This window comes from Mycolicibacterium sp. XJ662 (genome assembly GCF_053484035.1).
In genome coordinates this window covers 35,245-54,124 of sequence record NZ_JBEFTL010000007.1, presented here as the reverse complement: position 1 = coordinate 54,124, position 18,880 = coordinate 35,245, and the positions used below count along the sequence as shown (strand labels likewise).

21 protein-coding genes are annotated in these 18,880 nt (G+C 66.6%); 10 read left to right on the top strand and 11 right to left on the bottom strand.

Annotated elements, in window-relative coordinates:
- Window positions 1-4: 4 nt before the first annotated feature.
- The 3 genes from ABQE93_RS18495 to ABQE93_RS18485 are packed head-to-tail and all read right to left on the bottom strand — an operon-like array spanning window position 5 to window position 3,731.
- Entirely contained in the window at window positions 5-1,849 is a 1,845-nt protein-coding gene (locus ABQE93_RS18495) for an oligopeptide ABC transporter ATP-binding protein OppD (RefSeq protein WP_448409662.1), read from the bottom strand.
- Entirely contained in the window at window positions 1,846-2,757 is a 912-nt protein-coding gene (locus tag ABQE93_RS18490) for an oligopeptide ABC transporter permease OppC (protein WP_448409663.1), read from the bottom strand. Before ABQE93_RS18490 ends, ABQE93_RS18495 begins: the two co-directional genes overlap by 4 nt.
- Window positions 2,754-3,731: an oligopeptide ABC transporter permease OppB gene (locus tag ABQE93_RS18485; RefSeq protein ID WP_448409664.1), complete on the bottom strand. Its 978-nt coding sequence runs from the start codon at window positions 3,729-3,731 to the stop codon at window positions 2,754-2,756. The genes ABQE93_RS18490 and ABQE93_RS18485 overlap by 4 nt, the downstream gene beginning before the upstream one ends.
- Window positions 3,732-3,888: 157 nt before the next feature.
- Between ABQE93_RS18485 and ABQE93_RS18480 the strand changes: the two genes are divergently transcribed.
- Complete coding sequence (locus ABQE93_RS18480) at window positions 3,889-4,125, top strand: hypothetical protein (RefSeq protein ID WP_448409666.1); 237 nt, start codon at window positions 3,889-3,891, stop codon at window positions 4,123-4,125.
- A gap of 173 nt (window positions 4,126-4,298) precedes the next feature.
- Window positions 4,299-4,790: a beta-class carbonic anhydrase gene (locus ABQE93_RS18475; protein ID WP_448409667.1), complete on the top strand. Its 492-nt coding sequence runs from the start codon at window positions 4,299-4,301 to the stop codon at window positions 4,788-4,790.
- Between the two features lie 104 nt (window positions 4,791-4,894).
- On the opposite strand, the gene ABQE93_RS18470 is transcribed toward ABQE93_RS18475, so the two are convergent.
- Entirely contained in the window at window positions 4,895-5,281 is a 387-nt protein-coding gene (locus tag ABQE93_RS18470) for a PaaI family thioesterase (RefSeq protein WP_448409759.1), read from the bottom strand.
- A 205-nt stretch (window positions 5,282-5,486) separates the two neighbouring features.
- Between ABQE93_RS18470 and cysD the strand changes: the two genes are divergently transcribed.
- The 5 genes from cysD to ABQE93_RS18445 all read left to right on the top strand — a co-directional run bounded on the left by cysD (window position 5,487) and on the right by ABQE93_RS18445 (window position 10,251).
- Entirely contained in the window at window positions 5,487-6,422 is a 936-nt protein-coding gene (cysD, locus tag ABQE93_RS18465; protein WP_448409668.1) for a sulfate adenylyltransferase subunit CysD, read from the top strand.
- A complete protein-coding gene (cysN, locus tag ABQE93_RS18460) occupies window positions 6,422-8,314 on the top strand; it encodes a sulfate adenylyltransferase subunit CysN (protein WP_448409670.1) in 1,893 nt (630 codons plus the stop codon). Before cysD ends, cysN begins: the two co-directional genes overlap by 1 nt.
- Complete coding sequence (locus ABQE93_RS18455) at window positions 8,311-9,045, top strand: 3'(2'),5'-bisphosphate nucleotidase CysQ (RefSeq protein WP_448409671.1); 735 nt, start codon at window positions 8,311-8,313, stop codon at window positions 9,043-9,045. Before cysN ends, ABQE93_RS18455 begins: the two co-directional genes overlap by 4 nt.
- Before the next feature lie 110 nt (window positions 9,046-9,155).
- A complete protein-coding gene (locus tag ABQE93_RS18450) occupies window positions 9,156-9,752 on the top strand; it encodes a cysteine hydrolase family protein (protein WP_448409672.1) in 597 nt (198 codons plus the stop codon).
- Window positions 9,753-9,774: 22 nt separating this feature from the next.
- Window positions 9,775-10,251, top strand: coding sequence for an Rrf2 family transcriptional regulator (locus tag ABQE93_RS18445; RefSeq protein WP_448409673.1), 477 nt, complete (start codon window positions 9,775-9,777; stop codon window positions 10,249-10,251).
- An 8-nt stretch (window positions 10,252-10,259) separates the two neighbouring features.
- Here ABQE93_RS18445 and ABQE93_RS18440 read toward each other — a convergent pair whose 3' ends face one another.
- From ABQE93_RS18440 to ABQE93_RS18420, 5 genes are all read right to left on the bottom strand, one after another.
- The gene (locus ABQE93_RS18440) at window positions 10,260-10,652 is read right to left on the bottom strand and encodes a VOC family protein (protein WP_448409675.1); all 393 of its coding nucleotides are present in this window, start codon (window positions 10,650-10,652) and stop codon (window positions 10,260-10,262) included.
- 47 nt (window positions 10,653-10,699) lie between these two features.
- Window positions 10,700-11,581, bottom strand: a complete 882-nt coding sequence (locus ABQE93_RS18435; RefSeq protein WP_448409676.1) for a DUF4097 family beta strand repeat-containing protein — start codon at window positions 11,579-11,581, stop codon at window positions 10,700-10,702.
- A 20-nt stretch (window positions 11,582-11,601) separates the two neighbouring features.
- Window positions 11,602-12,246, bottom strand: coding sequence for a response regulator transcription factor (locus ABQE93_RS18430; RefSeq protein WP_448409678.1), 645 nt, complete (start codon window positions 12,244-12,246; stop codon window positions 11,602-11,604).
- A complete protein-coding gene (locus ABQE93_RS18425) occupies window positions 12,234-13,535 on the bottom strand; it encodes a sensor histidine kinase (RefSeq protein ID WP_448409680.1) in 1,302 nt (433 codons plus the stop codon). Before ABQE93_RS18425 ends, ABQE93_RS18430 begins: the two co-directional genes overlap by 13 nt.
- Before the next feature lie 128 nt (window positions 13,536-13,663).
- The gene (locus ABQE93_RS18420; RefSeq protein WP_448409681.1) at window positions 13,664-14,077 is read right to left on the bottom strand and encodes a VOC family protein; all 414 of its coding nucleotides are present in this window, start codon (window positions 14,075-14,077) and stop codon (window positions 13,664-13,666) included.
- An 89-nt stretch (window positions 14,078-14,166) separates the two neighbouring features.
- On the opposite strand from ABQE93_RS18420, the gene ABQE93_RS18415 reads away from it, so the two are divergent.
- The gene (locus tag ABQE93_RS18415; RefSeq protein WP_448409761.1) at window positions 14,167-15,048 is read left to right on the top strand and encodes an LLM class flavin-dependent oxidoreductase; all 882 of its coding nucleotides are present in this window, start codon (window positions 14,167-14,169) and stop codon (window positions 15,046-15,048) included.
- 108 nt (window positions 15,049-15,156) lie between these two features.
- On the opposite strand, the gene ABQE93_RS18410 is transcribed toward ABQE93_RS18415, so the two are convergent.
- A complete protein-coding gene (locus ABQE93_RS18410) occupies window positions 15,157-15,633 on the bottom strand; it encodes a hypothetical protein (protein ID WP_448409682.1) in 477 nt (158 codons plus the stop codon).
- A 90-nt stretch (window positions 15,634-15,723) separates the two neighbouring features.
- On the opposite strand from ABQE93_RS18410, the gene ABQE93_RS18405 reads away from it, so the two are divergent.
- Window positions 15,724-16,398, top strand: coding sequence for a helix-turn-helix transcriptional regulator (locus ABQE93_RS18405; protein WP_448409684.1), 675 nt, complete (start codon window positions 15,724-15,726; stop codon window positions 16,396-16,398).
- Between the two features lie 18 nt (window positions 16,399-16,416).
- Here ABQE93_RS18405 and ABQE93_RS18400 read toward each other — a convergent pair whose 3' ends face one another.
- Window positions 16,417-17,931 carry a hypothetical protein gene (locus ABQE93_RS18400; protein ID WP_448409685.1) on the bottom strand — a complete coding sequence of 505 codons (1,515 nt, stop codon included), beginning with the start codon at window positions 17,929-17,931 and terminating at the stop codon, window positions 16,417-16,419.
- Between the two features lie 644 nt (window positions 17,932-18,575).
- Between ABQE93_RS18400 and ABQE93_RS18395 the strand changes: the two genes are divergently transcribed.
- Window positions 18,576-18,842, top strand: a complete 267-nt coding sequence (locus ABQE93_RS18395; RefSeq protein WP_448409687.1) for a hypothetical protein — start codon at window positions 18,576-18,578, stop codon at window positions 18,840-18,842.
- The last annotated feature ends 38 nt before the right edge of the window (window positions 18,843-18,880 follow it).

Below are 18,880 nucleotides of genomic sequence, written 5' to 3'. Positions count from 1 at the left end.
GACTCTAGCCGCGATTCACCTCGGGCTGCGGCACGGCAGCCAGCAACCTGCGGGTGTAGTCGTGGCGGGGGTTGGTGAAGACCTGATCACCGTCGCCCTGCTCGACGATGCTGCCCTTGTACATCACCGCGACCCGGTGGGCGAGGTGTCTGACGACGGACAGGTCGTGCGACACGAACAGATACGACAGCCCGAAGCGGTCCTGCAGGTCCAACAGCAGGTTGATGATGCCGGCCTGAATCGACACGTCCAGCGCCGACACCGGTTCGTCGAGCGCCAGGATCTTCGGTTGCAGCGCGAGCGCCCGCGCGATTCCGATGCGCTGTTTCTGCCCGCCGGAGAACTCCGCCGGATACCGGGCGGCGTCCTGGGCCCGCAACCCGACGATATCGAGCAGCTCACGGACCCGGTCTTCGGTCTGGATCTTACCGAAGCCGTTGGCCCGCAACGGCTCTGACAGCACATCAGACACCGGCATCCGAGGATCCAGTGACGCCACCGGATCCTGGAACACCACCTGAAGATCCCCGCGCAAGGCCCGGCGCGCCCGCCGATCCAACGATGCGACGTCGGACCCGAGCACCTCGATCGAACCCGACTGCGGGGCAGCCAGTTCGAGGATCTCGTGCAGGGTGGTCGACTTGCCCGACCCGGATTCGCCGACGATGCCCAGCGTGCGGCCGCGCGGCAGTTCGAAGCTGACGCCGTCGACCGCGCGCACCTCGCCGACCTGCCTGCGCAACACCACGCCCTTGGTCAGCTTGTAGGTCTTGACCAGGTTCTGCACCCGCAGCACGACGGGCACGTCCTCAACCGGTTCATCCGCGGGCGGCTCGGTGGACACCCCGTAGAGTTCGGCGGCGCTGCGCCCGGCGACGTGTTCGGTGCGGATGCACGCCGCCCGGTGACCCGGTGCCTGCGGGTTCACCGCGACGAGTTCGGGTTCCGCGGCGCTGCATTCCTCGATGGCCAACGGGCAGCGGGGGGTGAACGGACAACCGGGCGGCAGCGCGACGAGCGACGGCGGCGCACCCGGGATGGGCACCAGACGCGACCCCTGCGCGGCGTCGAGGCGCGGCACCGAGCCGAGCAACCCGACGGTGTAGGGCATCCGGCGGTTGCGGTACAACTCCTCGACGGAGGCCACCTCGACGGCGCGGCCCGCGTACATCACCAGCGCACGGTCGGCGAACTCGGCCACCACCCCCAGGTCGTGGGTGATTATCAGCACCCCGGCGCCGGTCACGTCGCGCGCGGTCTTGAGCACCTCGAGGATCTGCTGCTGCACGGTGACGTCCAGCGCGGTGGTCGGCTCGTCGCAGATCAACAGGTCGGGGTCGTTGGCGATGGCGATCGCGATGACCACGCGCTGGCGCTCACCGCCGGACAGCTCGTGCGGAAACGCCCGCGCCCGCTGTTCGGGCTGGGCGATGCCGACCAGCTCGAGAAGCTCGACCGCACGGGCCCGGGCGACCCGGCGGCTGGTGTCGCGCTGGTGGACGGTGATCGCCTCGGCGATCTGGTCACCGACGGTGTAGACCGGCGTCAACGCCGACATCGGGTCCTGAAACACCGTGCCGATGGTCTTCCCCCGGATGTTCGACATCCGCGCGTCGGGCAGCCCGATCAGCTCGTCGTCGTGCAGCCGGATCGAGCCGGACACCTCGGCGTATTCGGGCAGCAGCCCGACGATGGCCATCGCGGTGGCCGACTTGCCGGCGCCGGATTCGCCGACGAGCGCCACCACTTCGCCCGGCTCGACGGAGAAGTTCATGCCGCGCACCGCGTTCACCGAGGCGGTGTCGGTCGGAAACGCGACGGTCAGGTCGTGCACCCGCAGCAGGCTCATTTGCGCCGGCCCTTCCGCAGGGGCTGCGCGCTGGGATCGAGGGCGTCGCGCAACCCGTCGCCAACAAGGTTGGCGCACAAGATGATCAGCACCAGCACACCCGCGGGGAACAGGAACAGCCACGGGAAGGTGGTCGCTGATTTGGTGCCGTCGGCGATCAGCGTGCCCAGCGACACGTCGGGCGGCTGAATACCGAATCCAAGGAAGCTCAACCCCGTTTCGGCCAGCACGGCCACACCCACGTTCAGTGCGGTGTCGATGATGATGATCGAGGCGACGTTGGGCAGGATGTGGCGAAGGATGATGCGGTGGTCGCGCACGCCCATATACCGTGCGGCGGCGACGTATTCGCGGTCGCGCAGGCTCATCGTCAAACCCCGCACGATGCGCGAGCTGATCATCCAGCTGAACACGGCCAACAGCACGATCATCCAGACGATGTCGCCCCTGGTGCGCTGCACGACGATCGTGATCAGCAGGAAGCTCGGCACCACCAGCATCAGGTCGACGATCCACATCAGGCTGCGGTCACGCCAGCCGCCGAAGTAGCCGCTGATCGTGCCGACCGTCGCGGCGATGACCGTCGAGATGAACGCCACGCAGACCCCGATGAGCATGGACTTCTGCATGCCGCGAAGCGTTTGCGCCAGCAGGTCCTGGCCCAGCGCGTTGGTGCCGAACCAGTGCTCGACGCTGGGTGGCTGGCGCAGCGCGTAGTAGTCGAGTTCGTGGTAGCTGTGCGGCAGCAGGGGTGGCAGGGCGTAACAGCCGATGAACAGCAGCACGAGCAGCACCAGCGACAGCACGGCGGCCTTGTTGCGCAAAAAGCGGCGCCAGACCAAGACGCGCCGCGACGCGAACTTGTGTGCGTCCACGCCGGACTTGGCGGTGGTCGACGATTCGGTCATCGCACCCGCACCCTCGGGTCGAGGGCGGCCAGGATGATGTCGGAGAGCACCCCGGCCACCAGGACGATGACCCCGGCGAACACCGTGATCGCGACGGTGATGTTGGTGTCCTGGGTGTTGACGCCGTGCACGAACCATTCACCGATGCCGTGCCAGCCGAAGATCATCTCGACGAACACCGCGCCGGTGAACAGCCCGGCGACGCTGTAGGCGAACAGCGTGGCCATCGGAATCAACGCGGTGCGCAATCCGTGTTTAAACAGCGCCTGCTGCCGGGTCAGCCCCTTGGCGCGGGCGGTGCGGATGAAATCCTGGCCCAGCACGTCGAGCATCGCGTTGCGTTGGTAGCGGCTGTAACCGGCGATTGCGGTGAGCGCCAGCGTGACCGACGGCAACACCAGATGCTGCAGCCGGTCGAGGATCTGGTTCCACGTACCGACGATGGCGTTCGGCGACGTCTCGCCGATGTATTCGAACATCTGAAACCCGACCAGGCTGTTGACCCGCTCCGCCGACAGCATCAACAGTGGCGCCAGCACGAACGTCGGCGTGCTGATGAGCAGAAACGACAACAACGTGATGACGCGGTCGCTCATCTGGTACTGCCGGATCGCGCTCCACGCGCCGGCGATGACGCCGATCGCCGCGCCGAACACCGACCCGATGACCACCAGGCGCAGGCTCACCCCGATGCGCCGCCACAGTTCGTCGGTCACCGGCTGCCCGCCGATCGTGGTGCCGAAGTCGCCGCGGATCGCCCCCGACGCCCAATGCAGGTAGCGCACGGGTACCGGCTTGTCGAGGTTCAGCTCGAGCCGCTTGTTGTCGATCACGGCCTGCGGCGGACGCGGGTTCCGCTGCAGCAGGTTCTCCAGCGGGTTGAAGGCCACCGAGGCCAACCCGAACGTCAGAAACGACGCCAGGATCAGCAGCACCACGTAATTCAGTAGCCGACGAGCCAGATACCGCGTCATGCGGTCGGTCCGTCGGTCAGCGCCATGACGCACAGGTTAGGAGATGGACGGGCACCAGGCGGCGCGGCGCGGCGTAGGAAGGCGTTTGACCTGGGTCGGCATGGGTTATCCGTAGCGAAGAGATCGGAGGTGCCAAGTGCGCGCAAAGCAGATCAAAGTGATTTCCGCGGCAGTCGGTGCCGCCGCCTTGCTGGGCATGGGCGCGCTCACGGTCGCGGCGGAACAGACCAGCGCCGCGGAACCGCTGCCGCTTCAGCCCGCGACGACGACGCTCCAGGCCACCCTGGGTGAGACCAGCACGGAGGCACCCGCGCCGGAGGCTCCGGAGACCTCGGTCGCCACCCCGTCGATCACCACGCCGCCGTCGTCGTTCGGTCAGGAACCGGCCGAGTAGTCGACCGTTTCGCAGGTAGTGCATAGGAAACGCTCAGCCACCACCCATGCGGGCACCCGACATGGCGGTGCTCGACCGCGGCGGTGAGACGGTTGAACGCGGCTGCGCCCACCATTTCCATCTTCTTGATCTTGTCGCGGTGCAACGGGCGCACCGTTGGATAAGGTCGAGAAATGTCCGTGACCGATGAATACCTGAAGAACAACGAGGAATACGCGAAGACCTTCTCAGGTCCGTTGCCGATGCCGCCCAGCAAGCATGTGGCGATCGTGGCCTGTATGGATGCCCGCCTCAACGTCTACGGGATGCTCGGCATCAACGACGGCGAGGCGCACGTCATCCGCAACGCCGGCGGGGTGATCACCGACGACGAGATTCGCTCCCTGGCGATCAGCCAGCGCCTCCTCGGTACCCGGGAGATCATCCTGATCCACCACACCGACTGCGGCATGCTGACGTTCACCGACGGTGAATTCGTGCAGGGCATCTACGAGGAGACCGGCCTCAAGCCCGGGTGGGCGCCGGAATCCTTCCCTGACCCGGCCGAGGATGTGCGTCAGTCGCTGCGCCGCATCGAGGCAAGCCCGTTCGTCACGCTGCACAATTCGCTGCGTGGTTTCGTCTTCGACGTCGCGACCGGCAAGCTCAACGAAGTTAGTTTGTAACCGCCATTGGCGCGTGGGCCCACACGTCAGTAGGGGACGTGCGTGTCTGCACCCCACACGCTGCGAGATCTCGAGAGTTTGCGCACGCTCGCGGCGGCGGTGCGCTATCCGATCTTGTAAGTCGCGATCGCCTTCGCCACCGGTCCGCCGGCGGCGTCGGCGATGTCGACCTCGCAGTCGACCAGTGTCCGCCCGCGGCGTAGCACCCGCCCGACCGCGAGCAGATCGCATCCCCGCGCCGGCGCCAGAAAGTGCACCGACATCGAGGTGGTCACCCCGCGCAGCGACTCGGGCAAATCGGCCTGCGCCCACGCCGCCGCCATCACCGCGACGTCGGCGAGCGATGCGATCGCGCCCCCGTGCACCATGTCGGCGACCGTCGCATTGGACGGACTCCACGGCAGCCGCAGCCGCACTTCTTCACCTGCGAGTTGCTCGGCGACGATCCCGAGCCTGGCCACGAACGGCGACTGGGGGAGGAACTGCGCCATGACCTCGGCGCCGGTTCGCGGTGGGGTAGCGGTGCTCACGCCTTGAGTGTCGGCGGAATCCCGATCGGCTCAATTACCTCACATGTATGGGAGCTTCATCGCACCCTCGCGCAATAACCGGGTGCGTTGACACCCATGAGGGCTCGGGTGTCTAATATCGGGTAATAATCGTAATTATGGCCATTTCAACCAACTTTGCAAGGAAATGATGACCGTCATCGACGAGACCGAGCGCGCCAGCGCGGGCCGCTACGAGCTCAGCCACCTGCGGGCTCTGGAGGCCGAGGCCATCCACATCTTCCGGGAGGTGGCCGCGGAGTTCGAGCGGCCGGTGCTGCTGTTCTCCGGCGGCAAGGACTCCATCGTGATGCTGCACCTGGCGATGAAGGCGTTCAAGCCGGGCCGGCTGCCGTTTCCGGTGATGCACGTGGACACCGGCCACAACTTCGACGAGGTACTGCAGACCCGCGACGAACTCGTCGCCGAACACGGCGTGCGCCTGGTCGTCGCCAAGGTGCAGGACGACATCGACGCGGGCCGGGTCGTGGAGAACGGCTCGTCGCGCAACCCGCTGCAAACGGTGACCCTGCTGCGCGGCATCCGGGAGAACAGGTTCGACGCCGCGTTCGGCGGCGCCCGCCGCGACGAGGAGAAGGCCCGCGCCAAGGAACGGGTGTTCTCCTTCCGTGACGAGTTCGGCCAGTGGGATCCCAAGGCGCAGCGGCCCGAACTGTGGAACCTCTATAACGGCCGCCACCACAAAGGCGAGCACATCCGGGTGTTCCCGCTGTCGAACTGGACCGAGTTCGACATCTGGTCCTACATCGGCGCGGAGAACGTCAAGCTGCCGTCGATCTACTACGCGCACCCGCGCAAGGTGTTCAAGCGCGACGGGATGTGGCTGGCCGTGCACCGGCATCTGCAGCCCCACGACGACGAGGAGGTCGTCGAGAAGACCGTGCGGTTCCGCACCGTCGGCGACGTCACCTGCACCGGTTGCGTGGAATCCACGGCGGCGACGGTGGCTGAGGTGATCGCCGAGACGGCGGTGTCGCGGCTGACCGAACGCGGCGCGACCCGCGCTGACGACCGCATCTCGGAAGCCGGTATGGAAGACCGCAAGCGTGAGGGCTACTTCTGATGACCACCACTGATGCGCAGCACGCCGCGGCGACCGTCGCGCTCCCGTCTGCCACCCTGCTCCGGATCGCCACGGCCGGCTCCGTCGACGACGGCAAATCCACGCTCATCGGGCGGCTGCTGTTCGACTCCAAAGCCGTCATGGAAGACCAATTGGCTTCCGTCGAACGCACTTCCAAGGAACGCGGGCACGACTACACCGACCTCGCCCTGGTGACCGACGGCCTGCGCGCCGAACGCGAGCAGGGCATCACCATCGACGTCGCCTACCGCTACTTCGCAACGCCCAAGCGCAAGTTCATCATCGCCGACACCCCCGGTCACATCCAGTACACGCGCAACATGGTCACCGGGACCTCGACGGCACAGCTGGCGATCGTGTTGGTCGACGCGCGCCACGGGCTACTCGAGCAGTCCCGTCGCCACGCGTTCCTGGCGTCGCTTCTGGGCATCCGCCACATCGTGCTCGCGGTGAACAAGATGGACCTGATCGACTGGGACAAGGCCAAATTCGACAAGATCCGCGACGATTTTCACGAGTTCGCCGCCCGGCTCGACGTCCACGACGTGACGACGATCCCGCTGTCGGCGCTGCTGGGCGACAACGTCGTCACCAAGTCGGAGAACACCTCGTGGTACGAGGGTCCGTCGCTGATGACCCACCTGGAAGAGGTCTACATCGGCGGCGACCGCAACCTGGTCGACGTCCGCTTCCCGGTCCAGTACGTCATCCGGCCGCAGACCCACGAGCACCGCGACCACCGCAGCTACGCCGGCACGGTGGCCGGCGGCGTGATGAAGGTGGGCGACGAGGTCGTCGTGCTGCCCGGGGGCAAGTCGTCACGCATCGCCACGATCGAAGGCCCCGGCGGGCCGGTCGAGGAAGCGTTTCCGCCGATGGCCGTTTCGGTCAGCCTCACCGACGACATCGACATCTCGCGCGGTGACCTGATCGCGCGGCCGAACAACCAGCCGCGGGTGGCGCAGGACTTCGACGCGACCGTGTGCTGGATGGCTGATCAGTCCTCGTTGGAGCCCGGCCGCGACTACGTGATCAAGCACACCACCCGCACCACGCGCGTGCGGGTGACGGGGCTGGACTACCGGCTCGACGTCAACACGCTGCATCGCGACAAGTCCGCGACCGCACTGAAACTCAATGAGCTGGGCCGTATTTCATTGCGCACCCACGTGCCGCTGCTGCTCGACGAGTACAGCCGCAATGCGACCACTGGGTCGTTCATCCTGATCGATCCGGCGACCAACGGCACCGTCGCGGCCGGCATGGTGCTGCCGCACGTGGCGTCGCGCACGTCGAGCCCCAACACCGTGCGCCATGAATCGCTGTGCACGGCGGCCGACCGGCTCTCGACGGGGCGCACGGTGTGGTTCACCGGGCTGTCCGGATCGGGCAAGTCCTCGATCGCGGTGCGTGTCGAACAGAAGCTGCTCGAAAAAGGCATTCCGGCATACGTTCTCGACGGCGACAACCTGCGCCACGGCCTCAACGCCGACCTCGGGTTCTCGATGGCCGACCGCGCCGAGAACCAGCGCAGGCTGGCCCACGTCGCGGCGCTGCTGGCCGAGTCCGGTCAGGTGGTGCTGGTGCCCGCGATCAGCCCGCTGGAAGAACACCGCGCGCTGGCGCGGCGGGTGACCAACGAAGCCGGCCTCGACTTCTTCGAGGTGTTCTGTGACACCCCGATCGAGGACTGCGAGCGACGCGACCCGAAAGGCTTGTACGCCAAGGCGCGGGCCGGTGAGATCACCCACTTCACCGGGATCGACAGCCCGTATCAGCGGCCGAAGAAGCCCGACCTGCGTCTCACCCCCGACCAGAGCGTCGACGAGCACGCGGACATGGTGGTCGAACTGCTGGAAAGCAGGCGATGAGCGGCGACCACGGCGTCGCCGCGCGACTGGCCACCGGCGCGGGCAAGCTGCTGCTGAAGGTGCGCGAGGAACTCGCCGAGGCCAGCCAGGCCGAACGGAAAGCCGCCGGGGACAAGCGCTCCCACGATTACCTGATGGACGCGCTGGCCACCGAACGTCCGGGTGACGCGGTGCTGTCCGAGGAGGGCGCCGACGACGCCGTTCGCCTGAGCGCCGAGCGGGTCTGGATCGTCGACCCGCTCGACGGCACCCGGGAGTTCTCCGAGCCGGGGCGCGACGACTGGGCGGTGCACGTCGCACTGTGGCAGTCCGGCGAGCTGGTCGCCGGCGCGGTTGCGCTTCCGGCACAAGGGATCACGCTGGCCACGCCGACGGTCGGACCGCCGGAGAGCGCGCCGGCCAAGCCGAGGATCGTGGTGTCACGCACCCGGCCGCCCACGCTCGCGTTGGCGGTGCGCGACGCGCTCGACGGAGAACTGGTCGAGATGGGTTCGGCGGGCGCCAAAGTCGCATCGGTGGTGCAGGGGCGCTCGGATGTGTACGTGCATGCCGGGGGCCAGTACGAGTGGGACTCCGCGGCGCCGGTAGCGGTGGCGCGGGCCGCGGGTCTGCACACCTCGCGCATCGACGGGTCGCCGTTGGTGTACAACCAGGCGGACCCGCTGCTGCCGGATCTGGTGGTGTGCCGCCCGGAGTTGGCCGAAGCAGTCCTCGCCGTGACGCGGGCTTAGCTTCCTTTCGCCGAGACGGACGCTTTGGCGGATTTTCGCGACCGAATCCCGCCAAATCGTCGATCTCGGCGGCAGAGGCGCCGCTGAGGAACACCAGTAGGCTCGGCGACATGACTGGACCCACCCTTCGCGAACTCGTCGGCCTGCCCGCTGAACCCGTCAGCCTGGCCGACTCGGCGCTGGTGCTGATCGACTGCCAGAACACCTACACGTACGGGGTCATGGAACTCGAGGGTGTGCAGCGCGCGCTCGACGAGGTCGAGACGCTGCTCGACCGGGCCCGCAGCGCGGGCATCCCGGTCATCCACATCCAACACAACGCCGGCCCTGGTTCGCCCTACGACATCGAGGCAGAAATCGGTGCCATCGTCGACCGGGTCGCTCCGCGCGAAGGCGAACCGGTCGTGGTGAAGGGCTACCCGAACGCGTTCGTGCAGACCGATCTCGACGAGCGACTCAAAGCGGCCAGCGCAGCGAACCTGGTGCTGACCGGGTTCATGACGCACATGTGCGTGAACTCCACCGCCCGCGGCGCGTTCAACCTCGGCTACGCGCCGACCGTGGTCGCCGCCGCAACCGCGACCCGTTCCCTTCCCGGTCCGGACCAGTCGACCGTGCCGGCTTCGGCCGTGCATACGGCCAGCCTTGCCGCCGTCGCCGACATGTTCGCCGTGGTCGTCCCGGCCGCGTCGGACATCCCTGACTGACGGCCCTGGCACAATCTCGCACATGCGGATGTCGGCCAAGGCGGAATACGCCGTGCGGGCGATGGTCCAATTGGCCACAGCCGACGACGGAGCCGTGGTCAAAACCGAGGATCTGGCGAAGGCGCAGGGCATCCCGCCGCAGTTCCTCGTCGACATTCTCACCGCCCTGCGCACCGATCGGCTGGTCCGCAGCCACCGCGGTCGCGAAGGCGGCTACGAATTGGCCCGGCCCGCAACCAATATCAGCATCGCCGACGTGCTGCGCTGCATCGACGGTCCGCTGGCCAGCGTGCGCGATATGGGCCTCGGCGACCTGCCCTACTCCGGGCCGACGGCGGCGTTGACCGATGTGTGGCGCGCGCTGCGGGCCAGCATGCGCTCGGTCCTGGAGGAGACCAGCCTCGCCGACGTCGCTGCAGGCACGCTGCCCGAGCACGTCGGCAAGCTCGCCGACGACTACCGTCGCCAGGAGTCCACGCGCGGGCACTCCGTCGAGTAACAGCCGGATCAGTCCGCGCCCGAACCGTACGGTCGGGTGATGATCTCCAGATAGTGGCCGGCGGGGTCCAGGAAATACACGCCCCGACCGCCGTCGTTGTGGTTGATCTCGCCGGGCCGGGTCTGGCGAGGATCGGCCCAATGCTCCATACCGCGCGCCTGGATACGCCCGTAGATCTCGGAAAACTCGTCTTCGGAGACCAGGAACGCGTAGTGCTGCGGACGGATCTCCTGGCCCTCCGGCATATCGGCGTAGTCCAGGCTGACGCCGTGATTCAGCGTCACCGCCATGAAATGCCCGAACGGTTGCGGGTCGGGCAGCCCGAACAACTCAGTCAGAAACCTCGCCGACTGCGTTTTGTCCCTGGCGGCGACGATGGTGTGGTTGAACGTGATAGCCATACAAATCCCAGTCAACCACCGCGGCGCACGCCGCGCCAGGACAGCCGTCAGCTTAGATCGTCGACGACCACGTCGCCGTTCTCTGACCGCACGGTGACGACCGCCGCCGCAGTCGCTGGATCGGTCGCTTGAGGCACTCGCACGACGGTCTCACCGTTGTTGGTGCTCGCGTCGACCACATACTCGTCGCGCGCGGACAATCCGATGACGATCTCACCGTTGTCACTGGTCGCATCGACCGTGCGCGGCGGCGCCTTGGCGAAGTCCACGATGATCTTCCCATTGCCCGTGGTGGCGCTGAACGATTCGGACACTGAGATGGGATCTCGTGTCGACACTTCGCCGTTGTCGGTGTGGACCTCGATCCGGCGGGCAGATCCTTCGAGAATGACCGCCCCGTTGTCGGTGCGCGCGACGAGTTGATCGAGATCCGCCTGCGCTCTCACCACGCCGTTGTCCTGCTGGGTGATGACGGTCAGTCCGCGCGCAAGGTCAGGGGGAAGCACGACGGTGATCTCACCGGCGCGGCTCCACTGCAGGAACGGGGACGGCTCACCGTTGATGGTGACCCTCGCCTCTGCGTCATCGACGTTGACCGACAACGGTTCTGCACCGGCAGACGTGGAATTGACCATCCGCAGATCGACTCTGGGCTCACGTGCTTCGCGATCGGTGGTGATGCTGATGGCAGCGGGTACGGACCCGGTGTCGACGACCAGCGATCGCATCGCGGACGGCAGCGGTTTGGAATCCGTGATGACCCGAAACGAGCCGATGCCCCACGCTGCCACGCCCAGCGCGACAAGCGACCCGACCACCAGCACGGCCGCCGCGACGATCAACGTGGCGCGGATCGCGGTGCGCCCACCTGAGGGCAGCGACGGCGGCGGGGCAGCGGGGGTGGGCTGCGGAGGAGCGATAGTGGTCACGGGAGAATCCTTCCGGCAGTTCAGGACTCGAGAAAGCGCAGCACCGCCAGCACGCGGCGGTTCTCGCTTTCGTCGGGAACCAGATCCAGTTTGGTGAAGATCGACGCGATGTGCTTTTCCGCCGAACCGATCGAGACGTGCAGCGCGCCCGCGATCGCCGAGTTCGTCTTGCCCTCCGCCATCAACTGCAGCACCTCACGTTCCCGAGGGGTGAGCTGGTCCAGCGCGCTGTGGCGTTGTGAGCGCACCAGAATCTGCGAAACGACTTCGGGATCGAGCACGGTGCCGCCCGAACCAACGACCTCCACAGCGTCGAGAAAAGCGGGCACATCGGCCACCCGGTCCTTGAGCAGATAGCCGAAACCTTTGGTGTCCGAGGCGATCAGGTCGGCCGCGTAGCGTTCCTCGACGTAGTGGGAGAGCACCAGCACCGCCGACTCCGGGTTCTGGCTGCGCAGCAGCGCGGCCGCGCGGATACCTTCGTCGGTGAACGTCGGCGGCATGCGCACGTCTACGATGGCCAGGTCCGGACGTTGCTCGTTGACCAGGCGCAGCAGGTTGGTGGCGTCGGGCACGCCGGCGACGACCTCGTGGCCGGCGTCGGTCAGGATGCGTTCGATCCCGGCCCGCAGCAGGGCGGAGTCCTCGGCGATCACGATGCGCATGGCAATACCGCTGTCACGATCGTGGGACCGGCCGCCGGACTGGAGACGGTGAACGTGCCACGGGCCGCCCGCACGCGCTCCTCCAAGCCCCGCAGACCAGTCGCGTCGTCAGAATCGGTGATCTGCGCACCGCCGCGGCCGTCGTCGAACACCGACACCGACAACTGGTTCGACGCCTCGTCGAACCGCACGGTGACCACGGCCTGGTTGGCGTGCGCGTGTTTGGCGACGTTGGTCAGCGCTTCGGCGACAACGAAGTACGCACAGGCCTCGGCCTCTTCGGGTAACCGGTGCGGCAGTTGAATGTGCAACGTGGTGGGTACCGGGGAACGTTGCACCACCGACGACAGCGCCGCGTCGAGGCCGCGATCGGACAAGATCGTCGGTGCTATCCCGCGCACCACGTTACGCAGTTCGACGAGCGCGCTTTTGGCGTCGTCGTGCGCCTCGGCGATCAGTGTCTTGGCCGCAGGCAGGTCGGTATCGAGCTTGGTCTGGGCCAGCCCGATCGTCATCGCCAGCGACACCAACCGCGGTTGCACGCTGTCATGCAGGTCGCGTTCGATGCGGTGGCGTTCGGTCTGCGCCGACGACACCGCCCCCGCGCGGGCGTCGGCCAGCGCGCTCACCTGGTGCTGCAGCGCCGCCGTGGACGACGGCGAGAGCAGCCACCGGTCGATCGAGGCGTCCAGCGTCGGCGCGAAGGCCAGGATCGCCAGCGCCGCGGCGACCGCGACCACGGCCAGCGCCCACGCCAACGGCACCGGCAGGAACGAGATCCCCGCGTCGTCGTCGCTCTGCTGGACGGCCATCGCGCCCGCCGGGCCCACGAAGGCGAACACCAACAGGACGAACGCGATACCGGTCGCCAACATGTCGTAGCTCATCCGCAGGTAGTGGTGGGCCACCGCCTTCCATAACCGGGAACCGCTGATGTCCAGCCACAACTGGTGCAACCACCGCTGAATGCCCTCGTAAGGCGACATCCGTCGCGGCGGAACGCCGATACCCAAGCCGAACACCGCTTCGCTGCGGACCCGCTCGACCCATTCCACGCCGCGCATCAGGTAGACGAAAACCACGACGGCCAGCGCAAATCCAATGCCGCTGGGGATCGACGAGATGCCGAAGATGAGGATGCCCAACGGGATCCAGAACCACACCAGGGCCAGCGCCGCGCCGGTCATCATCGATGCGGTCGGCACCACACCGATGTGCCTGCTCGGCGCGTTCGTGTGCGTGCCGACGGGCGCGGTGGCTTCGGGACTCGTATCGGTGACGGCGACCATGACCCCAACCTATGGACTCAGGGCCGCGGGCAAAACCGCGTTATCCGTAGACCCGTGTGGGGGTAAACCCCCGCCCGGGGCGATTTCGGCGCGCCTATGCCCGCTGACGGTCCACGAACGCGCCGAAGTCACTTCGGGGCGGTGAGTTCCAGCGCGATGTTGTCGGGGTCGCGGAACTCCAGGATGTACATCGGCCCGATGTCCTTGACCGGTTCGTGTGCGACGCCGAGAGCATCGAGATGTTCTGCCGCCGCGTCCAATTCGGCTTTACCGTCCAGGCGGAAGGCCAGGTGATCCAGGCCGACCCGGTTCTCGTCGAAGCGGTCGGAGGCGACGGGCCGCAGTCCCACCAGCATGCCGCCGAGGTCATAGATGACCCCGCCGAAGAGAAAGCCGAGGGCCTCGCGGGTGGCTTTGTCGGCCTTATCGGGTATCTCGAGCAGGACACCCCAGCCGAACACGCTTTCGTAGAACTGTCGTGACCGCTCGATATCGGTGACGGTGAGCCGAACATGCGCGACGGACCGGGTGTTGATCGCCATGGCTGCCATGCTGCCAGCGGACACGATTCATCGAGGTCAATCCCGGGCATCGGGTCGCCCGTGCCAGAATCGCGGTCGTGCAGATCGGGATGACCATGCCGGTGATGGAAGCCGACCTCGATGCCGCCACGCTCAAGGCGTGGGCCCGGGCCATCGACGACGGACCGTTCTCGTCGCTGTGCTGGGGGGAGCGGATCGCTTTCGACAACCCCGAGAGCCTGACGCTGCTGGGTGCGCTCGCGGCGTGGACCGACCGGGTGCGGCTGGTGACGACGGTGGTGGTGCCGCAGCTGCATGACCCCGTCATGCTCGCCAAGCAGTTGGCGACCGGTGACATGCTGTGCGACGGCCGGCTGACCGTCGGCGTCGGGGTCGGCGGTAGGCACGAGGACTACCACGCCGTCGGTGCCGACCCCGCGACGCAGACCATGCGCGGGATGGCCGAGCGCGTCGCGGTGATGAAACGCGTATGGGCCGGCGAGAAGGTGACCGAATCCGTCGAAGCGGTGGGGCCGCCACCGGTTCAGGCCGGAGGACCGCAGCTCCTGGTTGGCACCATCGGACCGAAAACCGTTCGCAGCGCCGCGGTATGGGCCGACGGAATGGCGGGCACCACCCTCGACCTGGACGTCGCCAAGCAGAACGAGCTCTTCGACGTCGCGCGCGAGGCATGGGGGCAGGCCGGCAAGCCCAACCCGCACCTGGCCACCTCGTTCTGGTTCGCCATCGGTGACCGCGACGACGCGCGGGCGCAGGTCCACCGTCATCTGCGGCGGTACATGAACTGGATCCCCGCCGAGTACGTCGACGCCATGGCGCCGGGCACCGGATGGGCCGGCGACGACGACGAGCTCGCCGAGGTGCTGCGCACCTTCAGCGAGATCGGCACGGACGAAATCCACCTCATCCCAACCAGTTCCGACACCGGCCAACTGCGCCGCGTCGCCGACGTGGTCAAGGACTTCGCGTAAGCCGCTGTCGGTTGTGCATAGACGGGTTTCTTTCCGAAGACGAACCGACGCCGCCCCCGTCGCAGTACGTCGCCGCGACGGGTGGACGGATCGGTGTGCGGGAATTCGCTACGCGACAGGGCCGGTGGCGGTCGATGCGGTGTGCTGGCCCAGCGGCGGGTCGTAGACCGAGGCCAAGCGGGCGAGCGTCAGCGCGCCCAGCAGCAGTCCGAAGTCGCGTAGTGCGATGTCGTAGTAGCCGGAGAACGTCAGCAGGTTGACGATGATGCCGGCGAGCCAGGCGGCGACGATGTACGCGGCGTACCGCGGCTTGATCGCCACCGCGACACCGGCAACGATTTCGATCACCCCGACAACCATCATCGTGTGAGCCGGGCTGAGCGGGCTCAGGTCCGCGATCCAGCCTGCCAAGTAGCCCTCCCACGTCGCCGGGGAGGTGGTGAGCACGTTGAAGAACTTGTCGACGCCCATGACGATCGGCAGCACCGTAAAGCCGACCCGGAGAAGCACGAACGCTCCGTATGCGGGTTCGCGTCGGGCCCGATCGAGCACGCCGGTGGGAGCCGTTGAACGCGTGGTAGTCATAGCCAGTCCCTTCTAAAAATAGTCAGATGCAGTTTTAGAATCTGCTCGTGCAGCCTATTTGTCAATACTTTTTGGTGATAGAATTTGGGTATGCCCGCTGGCCGACCCGATGACCTGGCCGTCCTGACCGGTTTGAGCCATCTCGAAGATCCGGTCCGACGGCAGTTATACGAGTGCGTCGGCGAAAGCGAGGTACCTATTTCGCGCGAGCAGGCGGCCGCGGTGGCCGGCATCGGACGCACCTTGGCCGCCTATCACCTCGACAAGTTGGCCGACGCCGGCTTGCTCACGACCAGCTATCAACGCCTCACTGGGCGCGACGGGCCGGGGGCCGGTCGCCCGGCCAAGCTGTACGCGCGCGCGCCGGGGGAGATGACGATCAGCGTGCCGCCCCGCGACTACGAACTGCTGGCCCGGTTACTGGTGGGCGCTGTCGAGAAGGACGGCAGCGGCGCGGTGAAGGCGGCGGTGGACGGCGCCGCGTACGACGCAGGCAGAAGCGTGGGAGCCGAGTCAGCGCCCGACATCGTCGAAGCGCTGCGCAAGTGCGGCTACCAACCCCACGTCGACGACGAGTGCATCAACTTGCGAAATTGCCCGTTTCACTTGATCGCTCGTGACCATCGGGACGTGGTGTGCGGCCTGAACCTGCGACTCGTCGAGGGAATCATCGAGGGTTGTGATCAACCGCGAGCCCACGCCGAGCTCACCCCGCACCCGGAGCGGTGTTGTGTGGTGGTGCACGGCGTGGAGCCCCACGATTGAGCCACGCGTTCGAGCCGATCAGTCGGTGCCTCCGGTGGAGTCGCTGCCCGAATTGTCGTTCGAACCGGCTTCGGAACCGGAGCCCTGGCCCGCGTCGCTGGCGTTCGTGCTGTCAACCCCGACGTCACTGCCGGAGCCGACATCGGTGGGATCGTCGGCGCCGACGGTGTCTACGTCATCGGTGACGTCTTCTGCGGCATCGGTGGTCTCGTCGACGACGTCATCCTCGGCATCGGTGGTCTCGTCCTCGGACGTGTCGGCGACGAGGGCGCTGTCCTCGAGTTCAGTCGACGTCTCGGTGTCTGCGGCGTCGTCCTCGGAGTCCTCGGAGCCCACGGAGGTCGCGCCGACGCTGTCATCGTCGGCAGGACCGCTCGAATCCGTTTCGCCGACACCGCTTTCGACGCTCATCGCGAATGTTTGCGCCCCGAGAGCTGGAAGGTTCTCGGGCCCGCCTGCCGAGGCGCGCAGTGCGGTGTCGGCGGCCGGTGTCACCGTGGCGCCGGGTGTGACGCCGTCGATGATCGACACCAGGGCGTCGGCGATCGCGGTGCTGAAGAACGCCCCGGTCTCAGCGACAGCGGTGATGAGGCCGCCGAACAACTCCGCGCCAGCAGTTGCGAAGCCCGTGATCAGCTCTGCGCCGAAGGCGACCGCCGCTGCTGCTTGCTCAATCCCGAAGCCGACGAGCCCTGCGCTCTGCGCGGTGGCGAACACCACCAACTCGGCCAGGGAGTCGACGACGAACGCGCCGACTTCCACGCCTGCTGCCGTGAGGCCCGCGAGCGTGGCGGCACCGGCTGCGACCAGACCGACGAACGCGTCGACGCCGGATTCCAGGCCGGTGGCCGCGGCGGCGATGCCGAAGTTCACCAGCCCCGCTCCTTGCGTCACGAGGAACTCGAGCGGCGCTGCGAAGGGCGCGGGCAGCACTGAATTCAGTGCGAACGCAACGAGTTCGGCAGCACCGCTGGTGTAGAACGTGCCGGCTTCGGCCGCTGACCCGATCAGGTCGACGAAGGCATCCGCACCCGAGGCCAACAGCCCGATTAGGCCCGCTCCGGCTCCGGCCAGGGCGACCGCGGCCTGGGCGACGGCGAAGTTCACCAACCCGGCGGCCTGGGTCACCCCGAAGATGATGAGCTCAGCCAACTGGTTGCTGAAATACACGCCGGCTTCCGCGCCCGCTGCCACCAACTCGGTGACCGTGGTGGCCCCCGCTGCGATGAGCCCTGCGAACTGTGTGGCGCCGAAGGTGACGCCCTCGGCGACCGAGATCAGGCCGAAGTTCACCAACTCGGAGGTCTGCGTGATCAGGAAAGTCAACGCCGATGCGGCGTCGGCGGGATCGAACAGCGCCGGGTTGGGGGCGATATCCAGGATGGAGGCCAGCAACTCGTTGTTGGCCGAAACGGACGGCAATGACGGGATCGCGACCTCGGACGCAGGCGCTGCGATCGGGCTGGCGATCAACGCGGTGGCGCCGACGATGGCGACGCCGGTGGTGATGAGTGGGCGGGCTGCGATTTCCATGAGATGTTCCTAGGGTGGGGAGGGCTGGCAAATGTTGTATGGATCACAGTTCCCTCAATCAGCAAAGCCAAACCAGATTTATTGACGGATTTGTCGGACGGACATGTGATGTGTCGTATGGCTTGGATCAACGAACGCCTTCAATGCGATCAAGATTGGTTGTATCCAACCGATCTTCGATGGTGAATGGGGAGCGGAGAGGGAAACTACAGCAAAGAGTTATCAGCTTGCAGCACGCATGTGTGTGCCGATGATTGGCAACCAGAGCCGCTATCAGCAAAGGCAATGAACTTTATGATCTGATCGCAGGCCAAGATCCGGGGGTGCGCATGCCCACGCTATCTCGCCGATCGAAACCCTCCGTAAGATAGGCGCCGACATGTCGTACCGAATCGGTTCGGCGACCAGGGTGCGGGGGTCTGGTTCCATAGCCGAGAGCAACCAGACATTGCGACGCAGACTGACATCCACCATGCGTGGGCGAACTGGTATCAGAGACAATCAGGTGCGCGGAGTGGTTAACGGCGTGATCCGGTGGGACGATAAACGTATTGGGAAGAATCACAGGCTTCGCCGGGTTGAGCCCAAGAACGGTGAACGTCTTCCCGATCGCGGCAGGGAAACCGGCCGATTGGAGTATTGCTATGAAGAGAACAACACTGAAAGTGATCGCCGCAGGGTTCGCCCTCACCGGTGCACTGGGTCTCGCGTCCGTCGGACTCGGCACCGGGCAGGCTCAAGCTGATGACGACTGGTGGTGGCACCCTCCATCACCTGGCCACCATCACCACCATGTCCTTCCGCCTCCGGGGCATATCGCGCAGCTACCGTTCGTGCCGCCACCCGGGCACATCGCGAAACTGCCGTTCGTGCCGCCGCCTGGCCACTGGGACAAACCCTGGAAGTGGTGAAATCAGTCGCCCGCCCGATGGCCGCCCGCGTCAGCGAG

What these genes read in the sequence shown, in the direction of transcription:
- ABQE93_RS18485 (WP_448409664.1), bottom strand. Translation starts at nt 3,731, where the DNA reads ATGACGCGGTATCTGGCTCGTCGGCTACTGAATTACGTGGTGCTGCTG.
- ABQE93_RS18425 (WP_448409680.1), bottom strand. Translation starts at nt 13,535, where the DNA reads ATGGTCGCCGTCACCGATACGAGTCCCGAAGCCACCGCGCCCGTCGGC.
- ABQE93_RS18450 (WP_448409672.1), top strand. Translation starts at nt 9,156, where the DNA reads ATGACTGGACCCACCCTTCGCGAACTCGTCGGCCTGCCCGCTGAACCC.
- ABQE93_RS18400 (WP_448409685.1), bottom strand. Translation starts at nt 17,931, where the DNA reads ATGGAAATCGCAGCCCGCCCACTCATCACCACCGGCGTCGCCATCGTC.
- ABQE93_RS18495 (WP_448409662.1), bottom strand. Translation starts at nt 1,849, where the DNA reads ATGAGCCTGCTGCGGGTGCACGACCTGACCGTCGCGTTTCCGACCGAC.
- ABQE93_RS18405 (WP_448409684.1), top strand. Translation starts at nt 15,724, where the DNA reads ATGCCCGCTGGCCGACCCGATGACCTGGCCGTCCTGACCGGTTTGAGC.
- ABQE93_RS18395 (WP_448409687.1), top strand. Translation starts at nt 18,576, where the DNA reads ATGAAGAGAACAACACTGAAAGTGATCGCCGCAGGGTTCGCCCTCACC.
- ABQE93_RS18420 (WP_448409681.1), bottom strand. Translation starts at nt 14,077, where the DNA reads ATGGCGATCAACACCCGGTCCGTCGCGCATGTTCGGCTCACCGTCACC.
- cysD (WP_448409668.1), top strand. Translation starts at nt 5,487, where the DNA reads ATGATGACCGTCATCGACGAGACCGAGCGCGCCAGCGCGGGCCGCTAC.
- ABQE93_RS18455 (WP_448409671.1), top strand. Translation starts at nt 8,311, where the DNA reads ATGAGCGGCGACCACGGCGTCGCCGCGCGACTGGCCACCGGCGCGGGC.
- ABQE93_RS18445 (WP_448409673.1), top strand. Translation starts at nt 9,775, where the DNA reads ATGCGGATGTCGGCCAAGGCGGAATACGCCGTGCGGGCGATGGTCCAA.
- ABQE93_RS18490 (WP_448409663.1), bottom strand. Translation starts at nt 2,757, where the DNA reads ATGACCGAATCGTCGACCACCGCCAAGTCCGGCGTGGACGCACACAAG.
- ABQE93_RS18440 (WP_448409675.1), bottom strand. Translation starts at nt 10,652, where the DNA reads ATGGCTATCACGTTCAACCACACCATCGTCGCCGCCAGGGACAAAACG.
- cysN (WP_448409670.1), top strand. Translation starts at nt 6,422, where the DNA reads ATGACCACCACTGATGCGCAGCACGCCGCGGCGACCGTCGCGCTCCCG.
- ABQE93_RS18430 (WP_448409678.1), bottom strand. Translation starts at nt 12,246, where the DNA reads ATGCGCATCGTGATCGCCGAGGACTCCGCCCTGCTGCGGGCCGGGATC.
- ABQE93_RS18415 (WP_448409761.1), top strand. Translation starts at nt 14,167, where the DNA reads ATGACCATGCCGGTGATGGAAGCCGACCTCGATGCCGCCACGCTCAAG.
- ABQE93_RS18470 (WP_448409759.1), bottom strand. Translation starts at nt 5,281, where the DNA reads ATGGCGCAGTTCCTCCCCCAGTCGCCGTTCGTGGCCAGGCTCGGGATC.
- ABQE93_RS18475 (WP_448409667.1), top strand. Translation starts at nt 4,299, where the DNA reads ATGTCCGTGACCGATGAATACCTGAAGAACAACGAGGAATACGCGAAG.
- ABQE93_RS18410 (WP_448409682.1), bottom strand. Translation starts at nt 15,633, where the DNA reads ATGACTACCACGCGTTCAACGGCTCCCACCGGCGTGCTCGATCGGGCC.